The sequence below is a fragment of the Peribacillus huizhouensis genome (assembly GCF_014138605.1).
GTDB lineage: Bacteria > Bacillota > Bacilli > Bacillales > DSM-1321 > Peribacillus > Peribacillus huizhouensis.
On the sequence record NZ_JACJHX010000004.1, the window covers coordinates 118,032 to 137,845 of the forward strand.

The window sequence follows — 19,814 nt, forward strand, 5'->3', positions numbered from 1 at the left end:
CCTCCTCACGCTTAAGCTATTTTTACTGTTTTAAAATGCAGGGACAACGGCACCATCATATGTTTCTTCAATGAACTTTTTAACCTTTTCAGATGTTAAAACTTCCGCAAGCTTTTGAATCGGTTCACTATCTTTATTGTCCGGGCGTGAAACTAAAACATTCACATATGGTGAATCTGCATCTTCAATGATTAATGAATCTTCAAGCGGCTTAAAGTTTGCTTCTAACGCATAGTTAGTATTTATGGTTGCTGCCTCTACATCGTCAAGGGCACGAACTAAAAGTGGTGCATCCACCGGAATAAACTCTAAATTTTTCTCATTTTTTGTAATATCCTCTATTGTGTAATCACCGGATTTGCTTCCATCTAATTCAATAATCCCATGCTTCGCTAATAGTTGGAGTGCTCTTGAAAAGTTTGCTGGATTATTCGGAATAGCGATTTTTGCACTATCTGATAATTTTTCAATAGAATCAATTTTCTTGGAATAAAGGCCAAATGGCTCAATATGTATCCCTTTTACAACAACTAAGTTTAAACCACTATCTTTATTTATTTGCTCTAAATATGGGACGTGTTGGAAGAAGTTCGCATCCAATTCTCCATCAAAAACTCGTTGGTTTGCCTGTATTCCATCTGTACTATTTGTCACCTCGAGTTTTATCCCTTCTTTTTCAAGATCAGGTGCAATAAATTCTAAAATTTCAGCATGTGGAATTGAAGATGCTTCAATTTTCAGAGTTATTTCTTCCTTTTGTTCTACTTTAGCTTCCTTATTTTTTGTAGAAGCAGCCGTCTCCTCTTTCCCGCAGGCTCCTAAAATAAATACTCCCATTGTTAATATAGCTAATAACAACCAACTGATTTTCTTCATTTCTTTTTCTCCCTTACGTTTAATTTATCATTACACATACTTTACACATATAAATAGTCGGAATTAAATGATGACGAATTTATCTTTGTGCCCTATTAAGTACTATTTCAAGATGCTCTAAACCCAACTCTGTCACACCTATATATACTGGTCCATTGCCAACCTCAACAATAGGGACATGACGAACACCATACTTCACTTCCAAAATATCTCTTCTCTCATCATGATTCGTAACATCGACTGTTTGATATTTAATTTCTCTTTTGTTTAAATACTGTTTCACTTCTTCACAATAATGGCAACCTTCCTTTGACCAAACTATAACGGATAAATCTTTTTCCATAAAAACTACCTCCTTATTTTTTTATAAAATATATTCTCTATTCCTTTCACTTGAGCGAAGTGGACTTAATAGTTCAAACGAACGTAGTCTCTCTGCTTCTTTTAGTAATGGTGTGTGTAAAATAAATTCATCTACTCTATATGTTTTATGTAGATGATCTAATTCTCCCTTTACAAATTCAGAGGTACCAGCAATGACATGTGCTTGACTTTCTTCAATTTCATAAGGTTCTGTTGCTTGTTCTTCAAAAGCCTCAGCCGCCTTCGCTGAATGTACCGTTAATGTTCGACCGCTCTGGAAATGAACCTTAAATATCCTATGCTCCTTTGCAAGCTCTTCTGCCTCTTCTTTGGAAGGGGCTGCAATTACTGCGGAAGAAACGATGAACTTACCTTCTGGGTATTTCTCTTTATATACATTAACTGCACTTTCCAATTCAGAAGGATCACTATTTATGAATTGGGCAAACACATAACTAATTCTATAATTTGCAGCTAAAGCTGCACTATTTGCACTAGTTCCCAACAGAAAGATTTCAGGCTTTTTTGGTGATTTTGGCAGAGCTTGAATACCAGCAAGTGGATGATCTGGATCAACCTTATCTTCAATTAATTGTTGTAAAAACGATAGTCGCTCCACAAAGTCCGTTCTATCATTTACAGTTCCAAACTGCAATGCTCTTGTCGAAAGTGGAAACCCTCCAGGTGCTTTCCCTACACCAAGGTCTACTCTCCCGGGTGCAAGGCTTGATAGCACATGAAAATTCTCAACAACCTTATAAGGACTGTAATGTTGAATCATTACTCCCCCTGCACATCTGTATGGATTTTGTCTTAGCCAGTAGGTAAGAAATTAGTACTTCTGGTGAGGACCCTGCCACCTGTTCCATATGATGATGTTCCGAAACCCAAAAGCGAGTATATCCCCATTCTTCAGCTTTTTGTGCTAATTGAACAGTGTGTTCAAAGGCTTGCACAGCCGTTGTTCCTGGAAAGATGGGACTTTGATCAAGAATTCCAAGCTTGTAACTCATCTTTAACTCCTCCATTTGTAAGTGATTATTGAAATTATTCCTAGAAAAAAAGACTTCTCCGATTAGAAGAAGACTCAAATATATCTTGAGGTTTCTTCTCATCTTTCAAGTTTTACAACTTGTAGGATTTAGCACCATTCCGTCTAGTACGGCGGTTGCTGAGGTGTCAGGGAGCCTTATCTCTCAACCTCTCTCGATAAGAATAATCGCAATATTCAGTTGCTAACTAATAAAAAAAACAACTAGAAATACCTTTCATGCAAAGCAAAGTATTTCCGGTTGTCCGGTCAATAATATTTTGAATGTTTTTTATTAATTTAAAGTTATTATAATCACCTATTTTTACCACGTCAATATATATTTGAAAATTCAATTAATAAAATTTATTATGCTGATGAAAATTAAACATTCGTGGCAAGTGTTGATTGATGGCTAGGTTTCAGAGCAAAATCTAGATCATTCAAAATATCTTCAATGGCATTTGGTCCAACTGACGGACGAATTAGTTCAGGTGCAACACCCCTGCAGCGTTTGTAAGTCTTCCATACTTCCAATGCTCAAGGGGTGATCGTAAACCCCTTAAAGCTAAGAAATTCTTAGTTGGTGTAAAAAAAGGATTTTAATCTATTTCTCTTAATTTCGGAAATTGTGTTATTTTCTTAGCAAGTTTGTCCCCTACAGAAAAGCTCTCCTACGAATAAATTAAATAAAGTAAAAATTAGTTTTTTACTAAAAAATTGTTTATAAAAAGGAGGGGATTTTTATGCATAGATTTGATAAAAGAAAAGACTTTCTCTATATTGGTGACGGCAGCGACAACACTGTGAAAACTTTTGACGCAGATACGGGCAGGTTCCTTGGCAGTTTTGTCGTACCAGACAGCAATATACACGGTCCTCGAGGGCTTATCTTTGACCATGGAGGCAATCTCCTTGTCACCAACCAAAACCTCGACCAACCTCAGAATGGCAACGTGTTGAGGTATAATAGTCAGACAGGAGCATTTCTAGGCGAACTTGTCCAATCCAGCGCACCAGGCGCACCGTTCGCCCCCCGCGGCATCGTCCTATCGAAACAAAATATCCTATTTGTAGCGGATATGGGCGACGTAGACCTGCCGGGAGAACTGCGGACGTATAATGGTACCACTGGGATGTTTCTTGGCAACCTCAATCACTCCGGCTTCAACGGGCAGTTCCATCCCCGTGGGGTGGTCATCGGACCCGACGGCTTTCTGTATGTCTCTGTACGCAACCTTCCACAACCGTTAGGCGGATCGGTACTGCGCTTTAACCCGAAAACAGGGAAATTCCTTGGAGTGTTCATTGAGAGCAACACCGTCAACGACCTCAACCGTCCTGAAGGTTTAGTCTTCGGACCCGATGGCAATCTCTATATCACTAGTTTCAGAAGCGACGAGAGCGACACGGACAAAATTCTGATCTTCGACGGCGATACTGGCAAGTTTCTTGACAAAATTGAACTCGATGTCGTCGGACAGCCGCGCGCCTTTGCGCAGGCACTTCTGTTCGGACCGGATGGAAAACTGTTTGTTCCCATAACAGGAGACGGACCTGACACAGGTACGGTACGGCGCTACAACATCCATCATCATCACAAGTCATTCGATGTGTTCGTGCCTCCTGCTTCAGCTGGAGGACCATTAGGGGAGCCATGGTATCTGACTTTTGGCAATACGAACCCAGCGACACTGGCTTACCGGCGCTACCGGGATGAGGATACTTGCGAATCATCAGACGAAAGCTCCTAACCTTTGCCGCAACCACCTTCGCAAATTAGTAACTGCGGTATTATATAATAAAATCCTATTCTAAAAGGTCAACCAGGTTAGTTGCTTATTTTAATACGATCTTCGTGACTACTTCCACGTATCCAGAGTGTATGTGGAAACACATCGGGGGGGGGGCTGGTGGTTTAGAGGAATCAATTTAAGCATTACTAGAGAACGATTCCTTCGGTTTACACTTTCAGTAATGGATCTCTTCGGATGTGAATCACAAATTCTTCATTAGAAGTGTGATAAACAAGGGTTCCTTCTTTAGCGCGGAGGAACTCTTTGTTTGTATCCTTTTCAGAAATGGTTCTTTTTAGGGCTACTTCATCAACTATTTTCTTGTCACCTTCTTCATGATAATCAAGAATTGAATCCAATAGAAACTGATTTGGGGATAGTCTCCTTGCTTCTTGCCATTTCATTTTAGCCAGCCCTCCTATTACTGTCCTTTAATTTTAATTGATTCATTAGGAAATATCATACAATGCAGTAAAAACAATTTTCGCAAAATTCACTAGTGCAGGGTGCCTGCCCAGTCACTCTCACTGTGACCATAAACGATTCGATACAAAAAAAAGGCTCTCACCGTATCATGAGAGCCAGACTTGGTATTTTGTTTGCTAATCTTGAGGATTACTAACCGCTTTCCCTTCCAAACCTTCATATTGGCGGCCCCATCCGGTTATTATAGAGAATAATAGAACCAAGAACAGTACCATACAATAAATCATACCACTGCTAACTTCTGTTAGTAAAAGCGGTGCAACAAAATCATACCCTTTTGTCAGCAAAGCACCGAGGAATACAAAAACACTTAAAAAAGGGATTACCAAAACGATAGAATTAGCAAAACCATCAAGTAGATTGGCACGACGGTATGGATGCAAACCAACACGTTTGCCAATCTCATTTTGTACTTTTCCAAATGTCGTCATCGATGCACTAGTTACACCACCGAAGAGTAAAGTTGTAAACGAAATACCTAACATCATAGCAAATTCAGCGCCGCGAGCCGTCTTGCCCATTTTGCTGTTAAGTATACTATTTGTCACTTTTTCAAGCACTCCCGCACCGTTGAGCACACCCATTATACCGTAGACTGAAATAACGAGTGTAACGATTGCCATCATGCTGTTGATGCCGTCCGTTAGGAATCCTACCGGAGTGCCATCCTCAACTGAGATAATATTGTCGAAAGTTAAGAGATTAAACGCTAGACCTGTTATCATCCCTAATATGATACCTACCGTAATCGCTTTATAAATATTGCGAGTTTTGATTGCTATGATTAACATAACAGCTACCGGAACGAGCATAACTAATGTGATTGGATTCATGTTCTTAGCAAGAATATCTGAAGCGCCCACACCTACCGTGCCACCACCGCCAAGGATCCAGAACAGAAAAAAGGAGATCGTCCCTGCAACCAAGGAATACTTCAGTCGACTGGCAACACAGCCGCTCACTTCTGCGAAACCTTCCTTTTTTGTGTATTCTTGAGTTCCTGCAGAGATAATCGTAGTATCTGATATTGGTGCTAAGTTATCACCAAAAATAGAAGCACTGACGATTGCACCCGCAAGAACAGCAGGATCGCATCCCAACAATACTCCTGCCGGGAAGAAAATAGGGAAGCAGGTAAACATTGTTCCAATCGATGATCCAGTAGCAGTAGAAATGATACAAATTGCTAAGAATGTGAACGCGGTGAATAATCCTCCATCCACGCCTAGCAAGTCGGCTAGCCAGACGAAACCTGCCGAAATGTTAGTAGTTTTGATCAGCTCCGAGAACATCCCGATGACGAACAGCAGTATTGCAATCGGTACAGCTTCCTTTACACCATCATAAACTGAATTCCAAAAACGATCGTAGTTCCCCTTTTTCACAAAAATTGCACCTACCATCAGTGCGACGAAAGCACCCATTGCGAGTGCATACATTTCAAACGCTTTAAAAACGATAAAATACAATATACAGAAAAACAGAAAAATAACGACTGGAATAAACGCAACTCCCCAGCCACCTTTAAATTCAAGTTTTTTATCCATATAGAAGCTCCCTTTTATGTATTAAACGTGTACTCTTATCTTTTCGTCGCAATACCCAGCAACTGCGTTCAGAGCGTTTGCCATAATTATTCTTCATTCAAATTCATCTTCATAATATTTCGGAATTTTGAACCAGCCGTACGCTCTAACTCAAAAGGTTCACCTTCTAATATTGAATAGTTATGTAAGAAGTGATTTATTTCTTCAATATCAGAACAATCGAGTTCGAAACTAAATATTTGAGCATTTGACTCAACATGGCTGCTATTTCTAACGCCAATAATTGAAGCCCCAACACCTTGTTGACTTAATATATATTTTGTAGCAACATGAGCGATGTTGACAGAATACTTTTTAGCGATTTTATCTAGCAATAACAATAATTCCTGATAGCCAACCCAACCCAAAGTCTCTTCAATCACCTGCAAATATTTAACATGCGAGCGCGTATCGGGTTGAATAGATGTTTTGCCGAGCCATTTTTCCGCTAACAAACCGCCTGATAATGTGCCGTAGCATAGCAAAGAAATACCTTTTATTTTACAATATTCTAATAATTCTTTTTCTGGTCGTCTATCAAAAACCGAGTATTGATTTTGACAAGACACAATCGGTATACCGGCATCAACGATCTCTTTCAAATGCTTCGTATCAAAGTTTGTAACGGCGATATTACGTATTTTCCCTTTTTCTTTTAGCCTTAACAGATCCCCTGCTGTCTCGATATAGCCAGGCACATCGTAATCCCACCAATGAAACTGCACTAGATCTAATACATCTCGATTTTGCCGTTTAAGGCTTCTATCAATTATTTTTTCTGTGTATGTAAAATCGACATCACTAAGTAAATTGATATCAGGTACATACTTGGTATGAATTTGAATGTCATTTGGTGAAATCGTGCTTCCGTGCTTAAGTTGCTTTAAGAATTCACCTAGAAATTCTTCCGTACCCGTATATATATCAGCACAATCAAATGTCGTAAATCCTTTTTCGACAAGCATATTGAAGGCCTTCATAATATCTTGCTTGTCTAAATTAGTTTGTAAGCTATGACCTTCCGACAGTTGCCAACACCCGTTGATCACTCTACTAATTGTATAATCTTTTGCTAATTCGAATCGTTCTGCCATTAGTTTTTATCTCCTTTATATATAGGCTCTGTTGTGCATTCAGCATGACTAAATTCTTTAGTTCCGATACGAGTTATTTTAAATCTAGCACCACAGTTTGGATCTGGGCAGGCAATTACACTATCAGACAACATCCAGTCATTTGCATGCAATACCCGTTGCTTTGCAGGTAATAATGGCAAAATAGCGCTTAAGGCATACATTGAAAATGAATTATTTTCTGGGAAGATAACGTCTTCTCCTATAACTAAGAAATAGTCACCTTCCTTATGCTTGCAAACCATTGGTTTATCTGTACCTACAATTTCTACTTTTAAGTTATATAGCGTAAATTTATCATCCATGACACTTACTCCTATCAACACTTGTAATTAATAAAACTGCTATTTTCATTTCTTTTTTCATTCTCCTTTTCTTCTTTTTCATTCTGAGATTTTTTACTTTCATACATAATGAATAGGGTTTCTCTGAAACAACTATATCCTGCTTACTTACAGTTGTTTGAGTCTATAAAATAACAAAAAACACTTATCCTTAAATAATAATTCAAGGACAAGTGTTAACTTGCGGTACCACCTTGTTTGATATGTATCATACATACCCTCTCAGCAGAGTGCTCATACAAACACCCTTAGCCCTATAACGCTGGCTCTGCGTCTAAGCTACTAAAAAAATTCTTTCACTTCGCCCTCTGAGGCCCACTTGCTGTTACTGCATCTGTCCGGCTTACACCATCCCGGATTCGCTGAAAGATCGTTTAACAGTTTAACTCCCTCGTCTACGGTTTATAAAAATGTTAGCACCATAATATTCCATTGTCAATAATATTTTTTATATTTAGATAATTCGATTTTACTGTCTATACTTCTATTTGGATATTTTACTAGTCGCCTTCTATGAAGAACATGGGGACGGGGCTGCGCGACTTACTAATATAGCAAAATCGATTAATTAGGTATACTGATTTTAGAAAGCATCCAAAATTTCAACTCCGCACCGCCACCATTGTGATTAGTTGAGTGCAGCGTTGTTACTTAATTGATCCTTCATGTAAATGGTAGCGTTATAACGCCATAATTGGTTTGTATGAAGGAAGGTTTAATACTACTTTTCTGAAAGTTTTAAAACAAATTTATAAAAGTTTCAGCTATTAATGGGTCAAAATGTTTTCCTTTATTTTGGTCAATATAAGACAATGCTTTTTGTTTTGACCACGAATCTTTATAAGGTCTACGGCTGGTTAATGCATCAAATACATCCACTATTGATACGATCCTCGCCTCAAAAGGGATTTTTTCGCTTTCTAAATTAAAAGGGTATCCAGTTCCATCCCATTTTTCATGATGATATAAAATAATATTTTCAGCTACCTCCATACTTTTAATAAAATCATAATTAATCTCCTTAGACATTTTATTTAAAATATCCGCCCCTATTAAGGGGTGCATTTCTATTATTTTTCTTTCAGAAGAAGTCAAAGCCCCAGGTTTATATAGAATACCTTCTGGCATGCCAGCTTTACCTATGTCATGTAATATACTGGAATGAATAATATTATTGATATATCTTGGCTCTAATTGAAGATTATTTTTCTTATTGTGTGATTTGATAAGAATCTCAGTTAATTCCTGTACTCTTATCAAATGCTCTTCAGTTCCAGGGTCTCGAATCTCGCACGAAATTGCCAGCACCTTCAATAATTCTCTTTGTACTTCTATTTTTTTGTTTTCAGGTAGGTATAACCCTTCTTTTAATTGTTCTAATGCACGAAATATTCCTATATAAAATAGTTCCTTTTCAATCTTGAAAGGAGTTATCGTAATAGATGAATGCCAAAGCTCCCCAGATTTCTTCCGATTAATTAAAATTCCCGACCAGGGGATAAGTTCTTTTAACGAGTTTTTCATTGAAATATAGGTTGATTTACTTGTAAGGTTAGATTTAATAAATCCTGCCTTCAAACCGATTATTTTAGCTCTTTCAAATCCTGTTATTGATTGATATGAGTCATTTACTTCTAAAATAATATGATTACTGTCAGTAATAATTACAGCATCTCCCAATTCCAAAAAGCCTTGTAACTGGTATGGTAATTGCAAAGTTTTTTTCATTATTAAAATCTCCAATGTTAATCTATTTCTTATGTAATCAAAGTAAGACTGTCCGCAGAGCGAGTTACCTCTTCATTCATATACATTTATCGAGGAATAAATAGTGAAATTTCCCAGCCACTCATAAAATCCCTACTCTAATACTGCATTTAACCCTACAAAAAAAGACCAATCACCCGATTCGCCTTTTTAAAAGAAATCGGTAACTGGCTGACATTATCTTTCCGATTTTAGTCCCTATCGTTTTGCGTTTTCATCTTTCAATGAATTTGCCTTTATCATTCCCCTATTCAATTTTATATAAAAATTTTGAACTACTAATCTATAAATTTATTAAGTGTTTCTCCTATATTGTGAATATTACAACAGAATAATAGGGAATACAAGGAAGGAATAGAACTTTATTACTACGCGCCCCTAAGCCTATTATCCTAATTTTCCTTTCTAAGTAACATAAGACAAAAGAGACAAAACAATAAATATTAAATTCAATTTATCTTTTTAGATATCAAAATAATTAGCTACCCATTCTGGGACTTGCTAATTATTTTGATAAAGGATTAATAATCCTTGGTACGATACTCTTCCCAATAGTTTTCTTCATCTCTCCATATATACCATAGGGGCTGCCCCCAATTTTTTTCTTGATTTCTGGAAATTCATCTTGTAACAATATTGATGATTGTCCTTTTAAGTACTGAGATTTTTCTTGGCGCTAGACTTGGTGAACAAGAAAGGAGTAAATGAATGTGATCTTTTCCAACGGCCTTGCAGGATGGTGATTCCCCTTGCTTCACACCCCTGCCTGATCAATTCTATAGCCCTATAAACTCAATAGAACCGTAACACCTTATACCTATGTTTTGTCACCCATATAACATGGTACTTGATGTCATATATTGCATAACTATTTTTCTTATAGCGTCCATACTTTCACTTCACACTTCAAGTATGGACACAGAAGTTCAAGGCCAAAAGCGTATACCGTCTATAGACGGTGGAATTAGACCACGTATTTGTAAATTAAAAAATTAACTTTTTTGTTTCCAAAAATTTGACGTAGATCCAGAGCACTGAAAAACTTATGCTTTTAAAATTTGTGAGTGTGATTAAATTTAAAAAGGCGACATTTCGTTCGACTTTGAACGAAATGTCGCCTTTTTCTTTCATATTGTTTACTCTGTTTCCTTCATTAAGGTCATAATTCATTTGAGGTTTACTGAGAATATGGCTATGGCTCCTTGTATTTGCATGCCAAATAGACCCGCAGATGACGCTACATCATAACCGTGCCTTTGTTCCCATGAACATGATTAATTACACAAGTACTTCTTTAACTTCGATTTCCTTTATTAATCTCTCTACTTCCTCAGCCGTTGTCATGTTTAAGACTTGTTCGATGATCGAACTCATCTCTGCTTTTGAAAGATTAAGAAGTTGGCTTCGAGCCTGTAAAATAGAAGAGGCACTCATACTAAATTCATCCAGACCAAGCCCAAGTAAAATTGGAATGGCTACCTCATCCCCTGCCATTTCTCCACACATGCCTGCCCATTTTCCTTCTTTATGCGCGGCATCAATAACCATTTTCACTAGGCGAAGAATAGCTGGATTGTATGGCTGATACAAATAAGAAACTCGTTCATTCATACGATCTGCCGCCATTGTATACTGAATTAAATCATTTGTGCCGATAGAAAAGAAATCTACTTCTTTAGCAAATATATCCGCCATGACTGCAGTAGATGGAATTTCTACCATGATTCCAATTTCAATTGTTTCAGAAACAGCGATACCTTCAGCCTTTAACTTCGCTTTTTCTTCTAGTAAAATCGCTTTGGCTTGGCGGAATTCACCAAGAGTTGCGATCATCGGAAACATAATTTTCAAGTTGCCAAACGTACTTGCCCGAAGCAAGGCACGGAGCTGTGTCCGGAACATATCTTGCATTTCTAAGCATAAACGAATCGCACGGAAGCCTAAGAATGGATTCATTTCTTTCGGCAAATCTAAGTATGGGAGCTCTTTATCGCCACCGATATCAAGTGTACGAACAACAACCGGCTTTCCTTCCATACGCTCTAACACTGTTTTATACGCATCAAATTGCTCTTCCTCAGTCGGAAGCTGAGTACGTCCCATGTATAAAAATTCGGTGCGATATAAACCAACACCCTCGCCACCGTTTTCAAGCACACCTTTTATATCCTCAGGCGTCCCAATATTGGCAACCAGTTCAACATGTTGTCCATCCTTCGAAACGGTCGGCTCATTCACAAGCTTTGCCCACTCCGCCTTTTGCGCTTCATACGTTGCTTTTTTCGCTTCATATTCCTTCACCATATCAGCTGACGGATCGACAATCACCGTTCCAGTCAGGCCATCTAGGATGACCAATACACCATTTTCGATCTCAGCTGTCACTGTTTTCGTCCCAACAACTGCGGGAATTTCCAATGAACGAGCCATAATCGCTGAATGGGATGTGCGCCCACCGATATCTGTCGTAAATCCTTTAACATAATGTCGATTTAATTGAGCTGTATCAGACGGTGTTAAATCTGCCGCAATAATGATCACTTCCTCAGAGATCATGCTTGGATTCGGAATGGTGACACCTAAAAGATGAGCCAGCACACGTTTTGTCACATCACGAATATCTGCGGCACGCTCTTTCATGTATTCGTTGTCCATTGCTTCGAACATGCCGATAAACATGTTTGCTACTTCATCTAAAGCAAATTCTGCATTAACTTGCTCACTCTTAATATTATATTTGATTGGATTAATCAATTCTGGATCACTTAAGACAAGGAGGTGAGCAGCGAAAATTGCGGCTTTATCTTCTCCTAGCTCTTTGAATGCATGTTCCTTGATTTGTTCAAGCTCAGATGATGACTGCTTAAGGGCAGCATCAAAACGTTGAACTTCTGCTTCAATGCTATCAATTACACATTTTTCTACGACTAATTCAGGCTCTTCTAAACGATATGCCTTTGCAATGGCAATTCCTGCTGATGCTCCGATTCCTTTTAGACTTTGCGCCATCATTCTGCTAAGCCAGCTCCCTTCACTGCCTCTTCAATCGCTGCCAATGCTTCCCCTTCATCTGCGCCTTCAGCAGTAATTTTGATTGTCGCATCTTTCGGAATTCCTAAAGACATTACACCCATAATGGATTTTAAATTAACGGATTTGCCATTGTATTCTAAGTTAACAGCAGCAGCGAACGGACTTGCCGCTTGTACGATCGTTGTTGCTGGACGTGCGTGAATTCCTGATTCATCTATAATTGTAAATGTTTTTTCTACCATAATAATGTTAGCCTCCTTTGTCTTTTTATAAAAATTTAGATTTGTACATTTATCCTGCAATAACAGGCAGTAATATCCCCATCTCTAAGCTTGAGTAATCAAAGAAGCAAAGGTTGGGGATAACTGCTCGTAAATGCCCAATAAGCCTCTCTTATAGCTCTTCACCATTGCTTTCAATCACTTTTTTGTACCAGAAGAATGAGTCTTTTCGACTTCTTTCCAATGTTCCGTTACCCTCATCATCTTTATCTACATAAATAAATCCGTAGCGCTTAGACATTTCACTTGTGGACATAGACACTAAGTCAATTGGTCCCCAAGCTAGGTAGCCCATTAAGTCAACGCCATCACCAATTGCTTCTTTCATTTGTTCGATATGTTTTCTTAAATATTCGATTCGATAGTCATCATGGATGGAGCCATCTTCTTCTACCTTATCGTAAGCACCCATACCATTTTCTACAATAAAGATTGGTAATTGGTAACGATCATATAAATCATTTAATGTTACACGCAAACCAATTGGGTCAATTTGCCATCCCCAGTCCGATGCTTGTAAATATGGGTTTTTCAAACTGTTGAATAAATTTCCTGCTGTTATTTCTCCCTCTGGTGAAACGGAAGATAAAAGCGACATGTAATAGCTAATTGTAATGTAATCGACAGGGTATTGTTTGATGATTTCATCGTCGCCAGTTTCTTTTACAATTTCAATATCATTTTCAATAAAGAAACGGTCCATATATTTAGGGTATTCACCGCGAGCATGTACATCTGTAAAGAAGAGATTGTCCTGGTTTTCTTTTTGCGCTTTTAATACATCTTCAGGGTTTGGTGTATTCGGATAAAATGTCATTCTAGCTAGCATACAACCCATTTTCCCATCTGGAATAATCTCATGTAATTTCTTCGTAGCAAGTGAGCTTGCGACAAATTGATGATGTAATCCTTGATATTTCGCTTGCATAGGATTGTCTTCCTTATCTGATAAAATCCCCCCACCGGTAAATGGGCTAATCGTAATCATATTAATTTCATTAAAAGAGATCCACAGCTTTACTTTATCTTTATAACGAGTGAATACTGTTTCTGCATAGCGCACAAAATGATCCACAGTTTCACGGCCAACCCAGCCATTGTATCTCTCTGTTAAACCATAAGGTGTTTCATAGTGAGATAACGTCACAACTGGCTCGATGTTATGTTTGGCCAATTCATCTAACACATTATCATAAAATTGTAATCCCGCTTCATTTGGTGTTTCGTCATAGCCATTTGGAAAAATTCTTGACCAGTGAATGGAGAAACGGAAAGCAGTAAAGCCCATTTCTGCAAGTAAGGCAATATCTTCTTTATAGTGGTGGTAAAAATCAATCCCTTCACGTTTAGGGTAACGTGCCGTTGATTCACCGCTTAATGCTTTTCTAATTTGTTCTGACGTAATTTCCATTGCATTGTCTTTTGTTCGTTCAGCCTTTGGAATGTATTCAACAAAGTCAGCTGCTGATAACCCTTTTCCATCTGCATCAAATCCACCTTCAATTTGATTTGCAGCGGTTGCACCACCCCAATAAAAGTTTTTTGGAAATTTCGATTTAAATTGTGCCATGATTAAACTCTCTCCTTTTTTCTTATTATTTAACAAAGCTACTAAAGTTTCATTTAATTCATATCAGCTGAATATAATGTGCGTTTATCTAGCTAATAACCGTTAGCACAGGCTGGCCACCAACAATCTCTTGTGGCTCATCCGCAATGACATCTAAATAATTAGCTGTATTTGTTACAATCACTGGTGTCGTTAGTTTATACCCAGCATCTTTTATAGCCGCAATATCAAACTCCACTAATACATCACCTTTTTTAACGGCTTGTCCCTCTTTCACATGAGCAGTAAAATGCTTTCCTTCCAGTTGGACAGTATCTAAACCGATATGAATAAGCACTTCTACCCCGTCTTCTGAGGTTAAACCAATCGCATGGCTTGTAGGAAAAATCATTGTAACGGTTCCATCAAATGGAGCCACTACACGGCCAATTGTCGGCTCAATTCCAACCCCTTTCCCCATTGCCCCACTTGAGAAAACAGGATCTGGTACGTCTGATAAAGAAAGGAGTGTACCCTCTATAGGGCTATAGACTGTCATTTTCTTATCTGTCGTTGCTGCTGCGGCTTGTACTGCCTGTTCTGTTTGCTCAAGGCTCGTCTCTTCTTTTGCTTTCTTTTTCTCAAAACCGAAAAGATAAGAAAGGATTGTTCCTACTAAAAAGGCAACCCCTACACCAATTGTATATTTGACTGGTGGTGTATACGCTGGAATGGTTAGGACGCTATTAAAGGCAAACGTAAATAAACGAACATCAAACATGGCAATGATGGCACCACCAACAACTCCCGCGATGACCATCATTGGGATCAGACGACGGTAGCGCATGATCACACCATAAATGATTGGCTCAGTTACACCAGCAAGGACACCTGATAATATCGCACCTAGGGTCAAGGATTTCAGATGCTTATCACGCGCGCGAAGGAAGACACCGAAAGCTACACCCATTTGCGCAAACGTAGAAGCAGCTGTAATAGGAAGAATTACATCGCCTCCCTTAGCAAATGCACTAATCGCGATCGGCACAACGCCCCAATGGACACCCATAATAACAAGGAATGGCCATGCACCGGCAATAATAACACCAGTTAAAATGGCTGATACTGATGATAGGTAAGAAACACCGTTCATAATTCCATCACTTACATACACAGCAAACGGACCAAATACTAACGCCGTTAACGGCACCATGATAAGTAAAGAAATCATCGGCGGGAAAAACAGCTGCAGTACACTTGGCGTAACTTTTCTCAACCATTTTTCCAATAGCGCATAAACAACAACCGCAATCAACAATGGAAATACTGTTGAAGAATAATTCGTTAAAATTAACGGTAAATTCAAGAATTCTGAACGAGTCCCATGTTCAAGCAGCTTCGTGAAACTCGGTTCTAATAAACCAGCTCCAATCGCTCCTCCGACATATGGATTAGCACCGAGCTTTAACGAAGCAGTAATCCCTACAAAGATCGGCAGGAAGAAAAAGACTCCACCAGAGGCCGCATTTAGCACTGCATACGTACTGCCTTCTACATCAATCCAATGTAACAATGTTAATATGGCAAGAAGGGCTTTAATCATCCCTGCCCCAGCTAGTGCAGGAATCAACGGTGAGAACGTTCCTGAAATATATTCAAAAGCCTTTGAAACTGCCCCAACCTTTTCTGTTGATGCCGACTCTTTATTCGTTTCTCCACTGATTTTTGCAACTTTCATTACTTCTGCATATACTTTCGGTACATGGTTCCCAATAACAACTTGAAATTGTCCACCATTTTCTACTACAGTGAGGACGCCTTCCATGTTTTGGAGTTCTTCTTTATTCGCCTTACTACGATCGTCCAATTTAAAACGTAAACGAGTCGCACAATGTACTAGAGAGTTTATATTCTCTTCTCCCCCTACCGATTTCACAATCTTCTCGGCTAGCTGTCGATTATCCATTTTATCTACTCTCCTTATGACAAAGTTTTTTCAATAAATTTTAATTCACTCAGCATCCCAAGCAATAACATAGTTAGAATAAGATGAGCTAATATAATCTCCTTCTCAATCTCACAGAGTGGTCAGTTGGTGAAAAAGAAACGATCAAGGGAAGCGCTTGATCGCTTCTTTTTCATCAACCTATCGGCCACAATAATGAGTGAAGTGCATGAGGGTATAAAATACCTGTTCAAATAAAGTCTTTCCTATCTATCTAAATTTAAGTTTACGTTCACACTGTGATCAAAATTTAAAATAAAAAAACCTGAGTAAGACGTGCGGATAGAATAGGGACCTGTCCCCCATTTCAATCAACTCTTCTTCTCAGGTTTTGCCTGCCAAACAGTAACAATCCTTCGTTAGTGTGCTATGCTTTTTTCTCACGATTGGAAACACGATGAATATGAATCATGAAATACACCATTTCATCCTTCGTCATTTTGACGTGATAATTTAACTGCAAATAGGTTTGTACTTTTAAAGTACATTGATAAGCCTCAGGATACTGCTTGATTACCTGATCGAATAACGAATCGTCACCTTCTTGCGATAACTCTCCTCTTTGTATGCGGTAACCAAAATAGCGTAAATGTGTAATAAATCTGCTGTAATTCATAGAGTCTTCATCAAATGTAATGCCAAAATGATACTTTACGATCGTGATAATGTCATTAACAATTTTCGTCATCACCATCGTTTGTTCCATACCGACTGAATCTTGGCGAGCATTAAAAAGATGGAGAGCAATCGATGCACTTTCATCCTCCGGAATCCGAATCCCTGTCCGCTCCTCAATCATCCCAATCGCTTGTTTTGCTACTTCATATTCATCTTTGTAAAACTTTTTGACTTCCCATAAAAGAGCATTCTTAATTATCAGTCCCTCTTGAATTCTTGTTAATACAAAATGAAGATGATCCGTCAGCGATAAGTAAATACTTTCATTTAATTGACATCCTAATTCCTTTTTCGCTAATTCTATGATGTCGTTAGACAGTTCAAAGTGTTCGAGTGGAATCTCTTCAAGTAACTGTGATAGCTTATCAGAGACTCCTTTTGAATGAATAGTGAAAGTCTTTTCAATTTTCGTTTCATCAATTTCATCGCCAATTTTCTTCTGAAATGCTAGTCCACGACCCATGACAACAATTTCTTGTTGTTTGTCATCTTCTGTTAAGATTACGTTGTTGTTAAAGATCTTTTTTACACGCATAATTCGTCACCTTTCGACTATTATTTTTATAAAAAAAACCTGAATTGATTCCAATATTACAGCATAACTGTAGTATTCGAATCAATTCAGGTTTTGCCTGCCGAACAGTAACAATCCTTTTGTCTATGTGCTTAGTATACAAAAATATGATTGCGTTTTCAAGTATCATTTCAATTTTTTTTAATGGGAATGTTTAGTGAATATATCCATTCATAATGACATGACACGACAAGCGAGTTATCAATTTTCACGCTCATTTCTGAAATCATCATAATCATCTTCTCCTTAAACATAGTTCTCCCTCAATCGACTTATATCTACTCTAGGTGGAAAGCCAAACATTCTGGAATATTCTCGACTAAATTGCGATTGACTCTCGTACCCTACCCTGAATGCAACATCAGCTACATCTGTTGAATCAGCTAATAACAAGCGCCTAGCTTCCTGCAATCTCAGTTGTTTTTGAAACTGAATGGGACTCATAGCCGTTACCTCTTTAAATTGCCGATGTAGCGATGGAACCCTCATATTCGCTATCTCAGCAAGCTCTTCGATTCGAAAAGGCTCTTCATAATTATTCATAATATAGTCTATAACCTCTCTTATTCTAATGGCATTGCTCCCTTCTAACGCCATCTGTTCAAGCGCTTCGCCATGTGGACCTTGCAAAATCCAATAAATAATTTCCTTTTTAAATAATGGAGCAAGAACAGGGATATGTTCCGGGTTCTCTAATAAGCAAGCTAATCTGAGGACTGCATCCAACAAGGATAGTTCTACTTCGCCAACAAACATAGCTCGTTTCGTGTTCTTTCCCTGTCCAAATTGAATATCTGCTTCATTCAAAACTTCTAAAACTTGGCTTGATGTAAATTCAAGTTTTAGAGCTAAATAGGGAGTTTCTGGTGAGGCTTTGACCACTTGCCCTGTCACGGGTAAGTCAACGGATGCCACAATATAATGACCTGGACCGTACAAAAAGCGTTCCTCTCCCAATAACACCTCTTTCTTTCCTTGGAGGATCATGCAAAAAGACGGCTCGTTAACCCTAGAAATGGGTTCAGAAATAATCGATTCACGGATGAGAAAGAAAGATGGAATAGGTGTAGGATGAACACCATCCTGTTTTGAAAAGCACTCAATAAGATTAGCAAGTACATCTTGCTGTTTACAGTTTTTTTCAGACATAACTTATCCTCCTTTTTCTTCATCTTCGGTTCATTATATCTGATATTCATTGAGTGAGTAAGAGAGATTGAGAGGATTAGGCAAAAACTTGATAGTAATAGGATAAGAGTTTCTTATTATGTATGACATAATTAATTTGAAAATAAAGGAAAGAGAGGAATAATCAAATGGAGTATGTGAAACTTGGTAATACAGGCCTAGATGTATCTCGACTTTGCCTTGGATGTATGGGGTTTGGGGACGCTAACAAATGGCTTCACCAATGGGTACTTAATGAAGAGAACTCTCGTCCCGTTATAAAAAAGGCCCTCGACTTAGGAATTAATTTTTTTGATACAGCAAATATATACTCACTAGGTACAAGTGAGGAATATCTTGGACGGGCCCTTAAGGATTATGCGAATCGTGATGAAGTTGTTATAGCAACTAAAGTACACGGCCAAATGCATGAAGGTCCAAACGGGTCTGGTCTTTCCCGAAAAGCAATTATGAGTGAAATCGATAAAAGTCTGAAGCGATTGAAAACTGATTATGTAGATCTTTACATCATCCATCGTTGGGATTACAACACCCCTATTGAAGAAACGATGGAAGCATTGCATGATGTGGTGAAGGCCGGAAAAGCAAGATACATTGGTGCTTCTGCGATGTATGCTTGGCAGTTCCAAAAGGCATTATATGTGGCAGAAAAACATGGCTGGACAAAGTTCGTGTCCATGCAAAACCATTTAAACCTTATATATCGTGAAGAAGAACGGGAAATGTTGCCCCTTTGTAAGGAAGAGAAAATTGGGGTCACTCCTTACAGCCCTCTTGCATCAGGAAGATTGGCGCGTGACTGGTCCATAACAACGCATCGCTCCGAAACCGATCAAATTCAAAAATCGAAGTACGATGCTCATGCGGACGCCGACCGCTTAGTTGTTGATAGAGTAGCATCGATAGCAAAAAAGCATGGTGTCCCTCGTACACATATCACACTTGCTTGGTTATTACAGAAAGAAACCGTAACAGCTCCTATCATTGGTGCTACGAAGATAGCGCATCTTGAAGAAGCTATTGGCGCTTTATCTGTAAAGCTATCACCTGAAGAAGTTGCATTCCTTGAAGAGCCTTACGTACCGCATCCAATAGTTGGTCATAATTAATTGTTTTTCGGCAACT

Annotated in this window: 15 protein-coding genes, 1 pseudogene and 2 riboswitches; of the genes and pseudogenes, 2 read left to right on the forward strand and 14 right to left on the reverse strand. The window is 38.5% G+C overall.

Annotation, left to right across the window (positions count from 1 at the left end):
- Positions 1-30: 30 nt before the first annotated feature.
- The 3 genes and pseudogenes from HNP81_RS08260 to HNP81_RS08270 all read right to left on the reverse strand — a co-directional run bounded on the left by HNP81_RS08260 (position 31) and on the right by HNP81_RS08270 (position 2,252).
- Entirely contained in the window at positions 31-876 is an 846-nt protein-coding gene (locus HNP81_RS08260) for a MetQ/NlpA family ABC transporter substrate-binding protein (RefSeq protein WP_182502269.1), read from the reverse strand.
- A 79-nt stretch (positions 877-955) separates the two neighbouring features.
- Complete coding sequence (locus tag HNP81_RS08265; RefSeq protein ID WP_028389993.1) at positions 956-1,219, reverse strand: glutaredoxin family protein; 264 nt, start codon at positions 1,217-1,219, stop codon at positions 956-958.
- Between the two features lie 21 nt (positions 1,220-1,240).
- Positions 1,241-2,252 (reverse strand): annotated as a pseudogene (locus tag HNP81_RS08270) (MsnO8 family LLM class oxidoreductase).
- 95 nt (positions 2,253-2,347) lie between these two features.
- A riboswitch (SAM riboswitch) is annotated at positions 2,348-2,455 on the reverse strand.
- Between the two features lie 560 nt (positions 2,456-3,015).
- Here HNP81_RS08270 and HNP81_RS08275 point away from each other — a divergent pair.
- Positions 3,016-4,023, forward strand: a complete 1,008-nt coding sequence (locus HNP81_RS08275) for a Vgb family protein (protein WP_182502270.1) — start codon at positions 3,016-3,018, stop codon at positions 4,021-4,023.
- Positions 4,024-4,232: 209 nt separating this feature from the next.
- Here HNP81_RS08275 and HNP81_RS08280 read toward each other — a convergent pair whose 3' ends face one another.
- The 11 genes from HNP81_RS08280 to HNP81_RS08330 form a co-directional block, all read right to left on the reverse strand.
- Positions 4,233-4,469 (reverse strand): P-loop NTPase family protein, encoded by a 237-nt coding sequence (locus HNP81_RS08280; RefSeq protein ID WP_182502271.1) that lies wholly within the window; start codon positions 4,467-4,469, stop codon positions 4,233-4,235.
- Between the two features lie 198 nt (positions 4,470-4,667).
- Positions 4,668-6,098 (reverse strand): Na+/H+ antiporter NhaC family protein, encoded by a 1,431-nt coding sequence (locus HNP81_RS08285; RefSeq protein ID WP_182502272.1) that lies wholly within the window; start codon positions 6,096-6,098, stop codon positions 4,668-4,670.
- Between the two features lie 86 nt (positions 6,099-6,184).
- Positions 6,185-7,231 (reverse strand): aldo/keto reductase, encoded by a 1,047-nt coding sequence (locus HNP81_RS08290; RefSeq protein ID WP_182502273.1) that lies wholly within the window; start codon positions 7,229-7,231, stop codon positions 6,185-6,187.
- Positions 7,231-7,575 (reverse strand): TIGR04076 family protein, encoded by a 345-nt coding sequence (locus tag HNP81_RS08295; RefSeq protein ID WP_182502274.1) that lies wholly within the window; start codon positions 7,573-7,575, stop codon positions 7,231-7,233. The genes HNP81_RS08290 and HNP81_RS08295 overlap by 1 nt, the downstream gene beginning before the upstream one ends.
- Before the next feature lie 777 nt (positions 7,576-8,352).
- Complete coding sequence (locus tag HNP81_RS08300) at positions 8,353-9,342, reverse strand: HD domain-containing phosphohydrolase (RefSeq protein WP_182502275.1); 990 nt, start codon at positions 9,340-9,342, stop codon at positions 8,353-8,355.
- 198 nt (positions 9,343-9,540) lie between these two features.
- A riboswitch (cyclic di-GMP riboswitch) is annotated at positions 9,541-9,626 on the reverse strand.
- Between the two features lie 1,033 nt (positions 9,627-10,659).
- A complete protein-coding gene (ptsP, locus tag HNP81_RS08305) occupies positions 10,660-12,390 on the reverse strand; it encodes a phosphoenolpyruvate--protein phosphotransferase (RefSeq protein ID WP_182502459.1) in 1,731 nt (576 codons plus the stop codon).
- Positions 12,390-12,656, reverse strand: coding sequence for a phosphocarrier protein HPr (locus HNP81_RS08310; protein ID WP_182502276.1), 267 nt, complete (start codon positions 12,654-12,656; stop codon positions 12,390-12,392). The genes ptsP and HNP81_RS08310 overlap by 1 nt, the downstream gene beginning before the upstream one ends.
- A gap of 151 nt (positions 12,657-12,807) precedes the next feature.
- Positions 12,808-14,265: a glycoside hydrolase family 1 protein gene (locus HNP81_RS08315; protein WP_182502277.1), complete on the reverse strand. Its 1,458-nt coding sequence runs from the start codon at positions 14,263-14,265 to the stop codon at positions 12,808-12,810.
- Between the two features lie 88 nt (positions 14,266-14,353).
- Positions 14,354-16,210, reverse strand: a complete 1,857-nt coding sequence (locus HNP81_RS08320; protein WP_182502278.1) for a beta-glucoside-specific PTS transporter subunit IIABC — start codon at positions 16,208-16,210, stop codon at positions 14,354-14,356.
- A gap of 406 nt (positions 16,211-16,616) precedes the next feature.
- On the reverse strand, positions 16,617-17,462 hold the full coding sequence (gene licT / locus HNP81_RS08325) for a BglG family transcription antiterminator LicT (protein ID WP_028389981.1): 846 nt from the start codon (positions 17,460-17,462) through the stop codon (positions 16,617-16,619).
- Between the two features lie 285 nt (positions 17,463-17,747).
- The gene (locus HNP81_RS08330) at positions 17,748-18,650 is read right to left on the reverse strand and encodes an AraC family transcriptional regulator (protein ID WP_182502279.1); all 903 of its coding nucleotides are present in this window, start codon (positions 18,648-18,650) and stop codon (positions 17,748-17,750) included.
- Positions 18,651-18,817: 167 nt separating this feature from the next.
- Between HNP81_RS08330 and HNP81_RS08335 the strand changes: the two genes are divergently transcribed.
- Positions 18,818-19,798 carry an aldo/keto reductase gene (locus HNP81_RS08335; protein ID WP_182502280.1) on the forward strand — a complete coding sequence of 327 codons (981 nt, stop codon included), beginning with the start codon at positions 18,818-18,820 and terminating at the stop codon, positions 19,796-19,798.
- Positions 19,799-19,814: the final 16 nt, after the last annotated feature.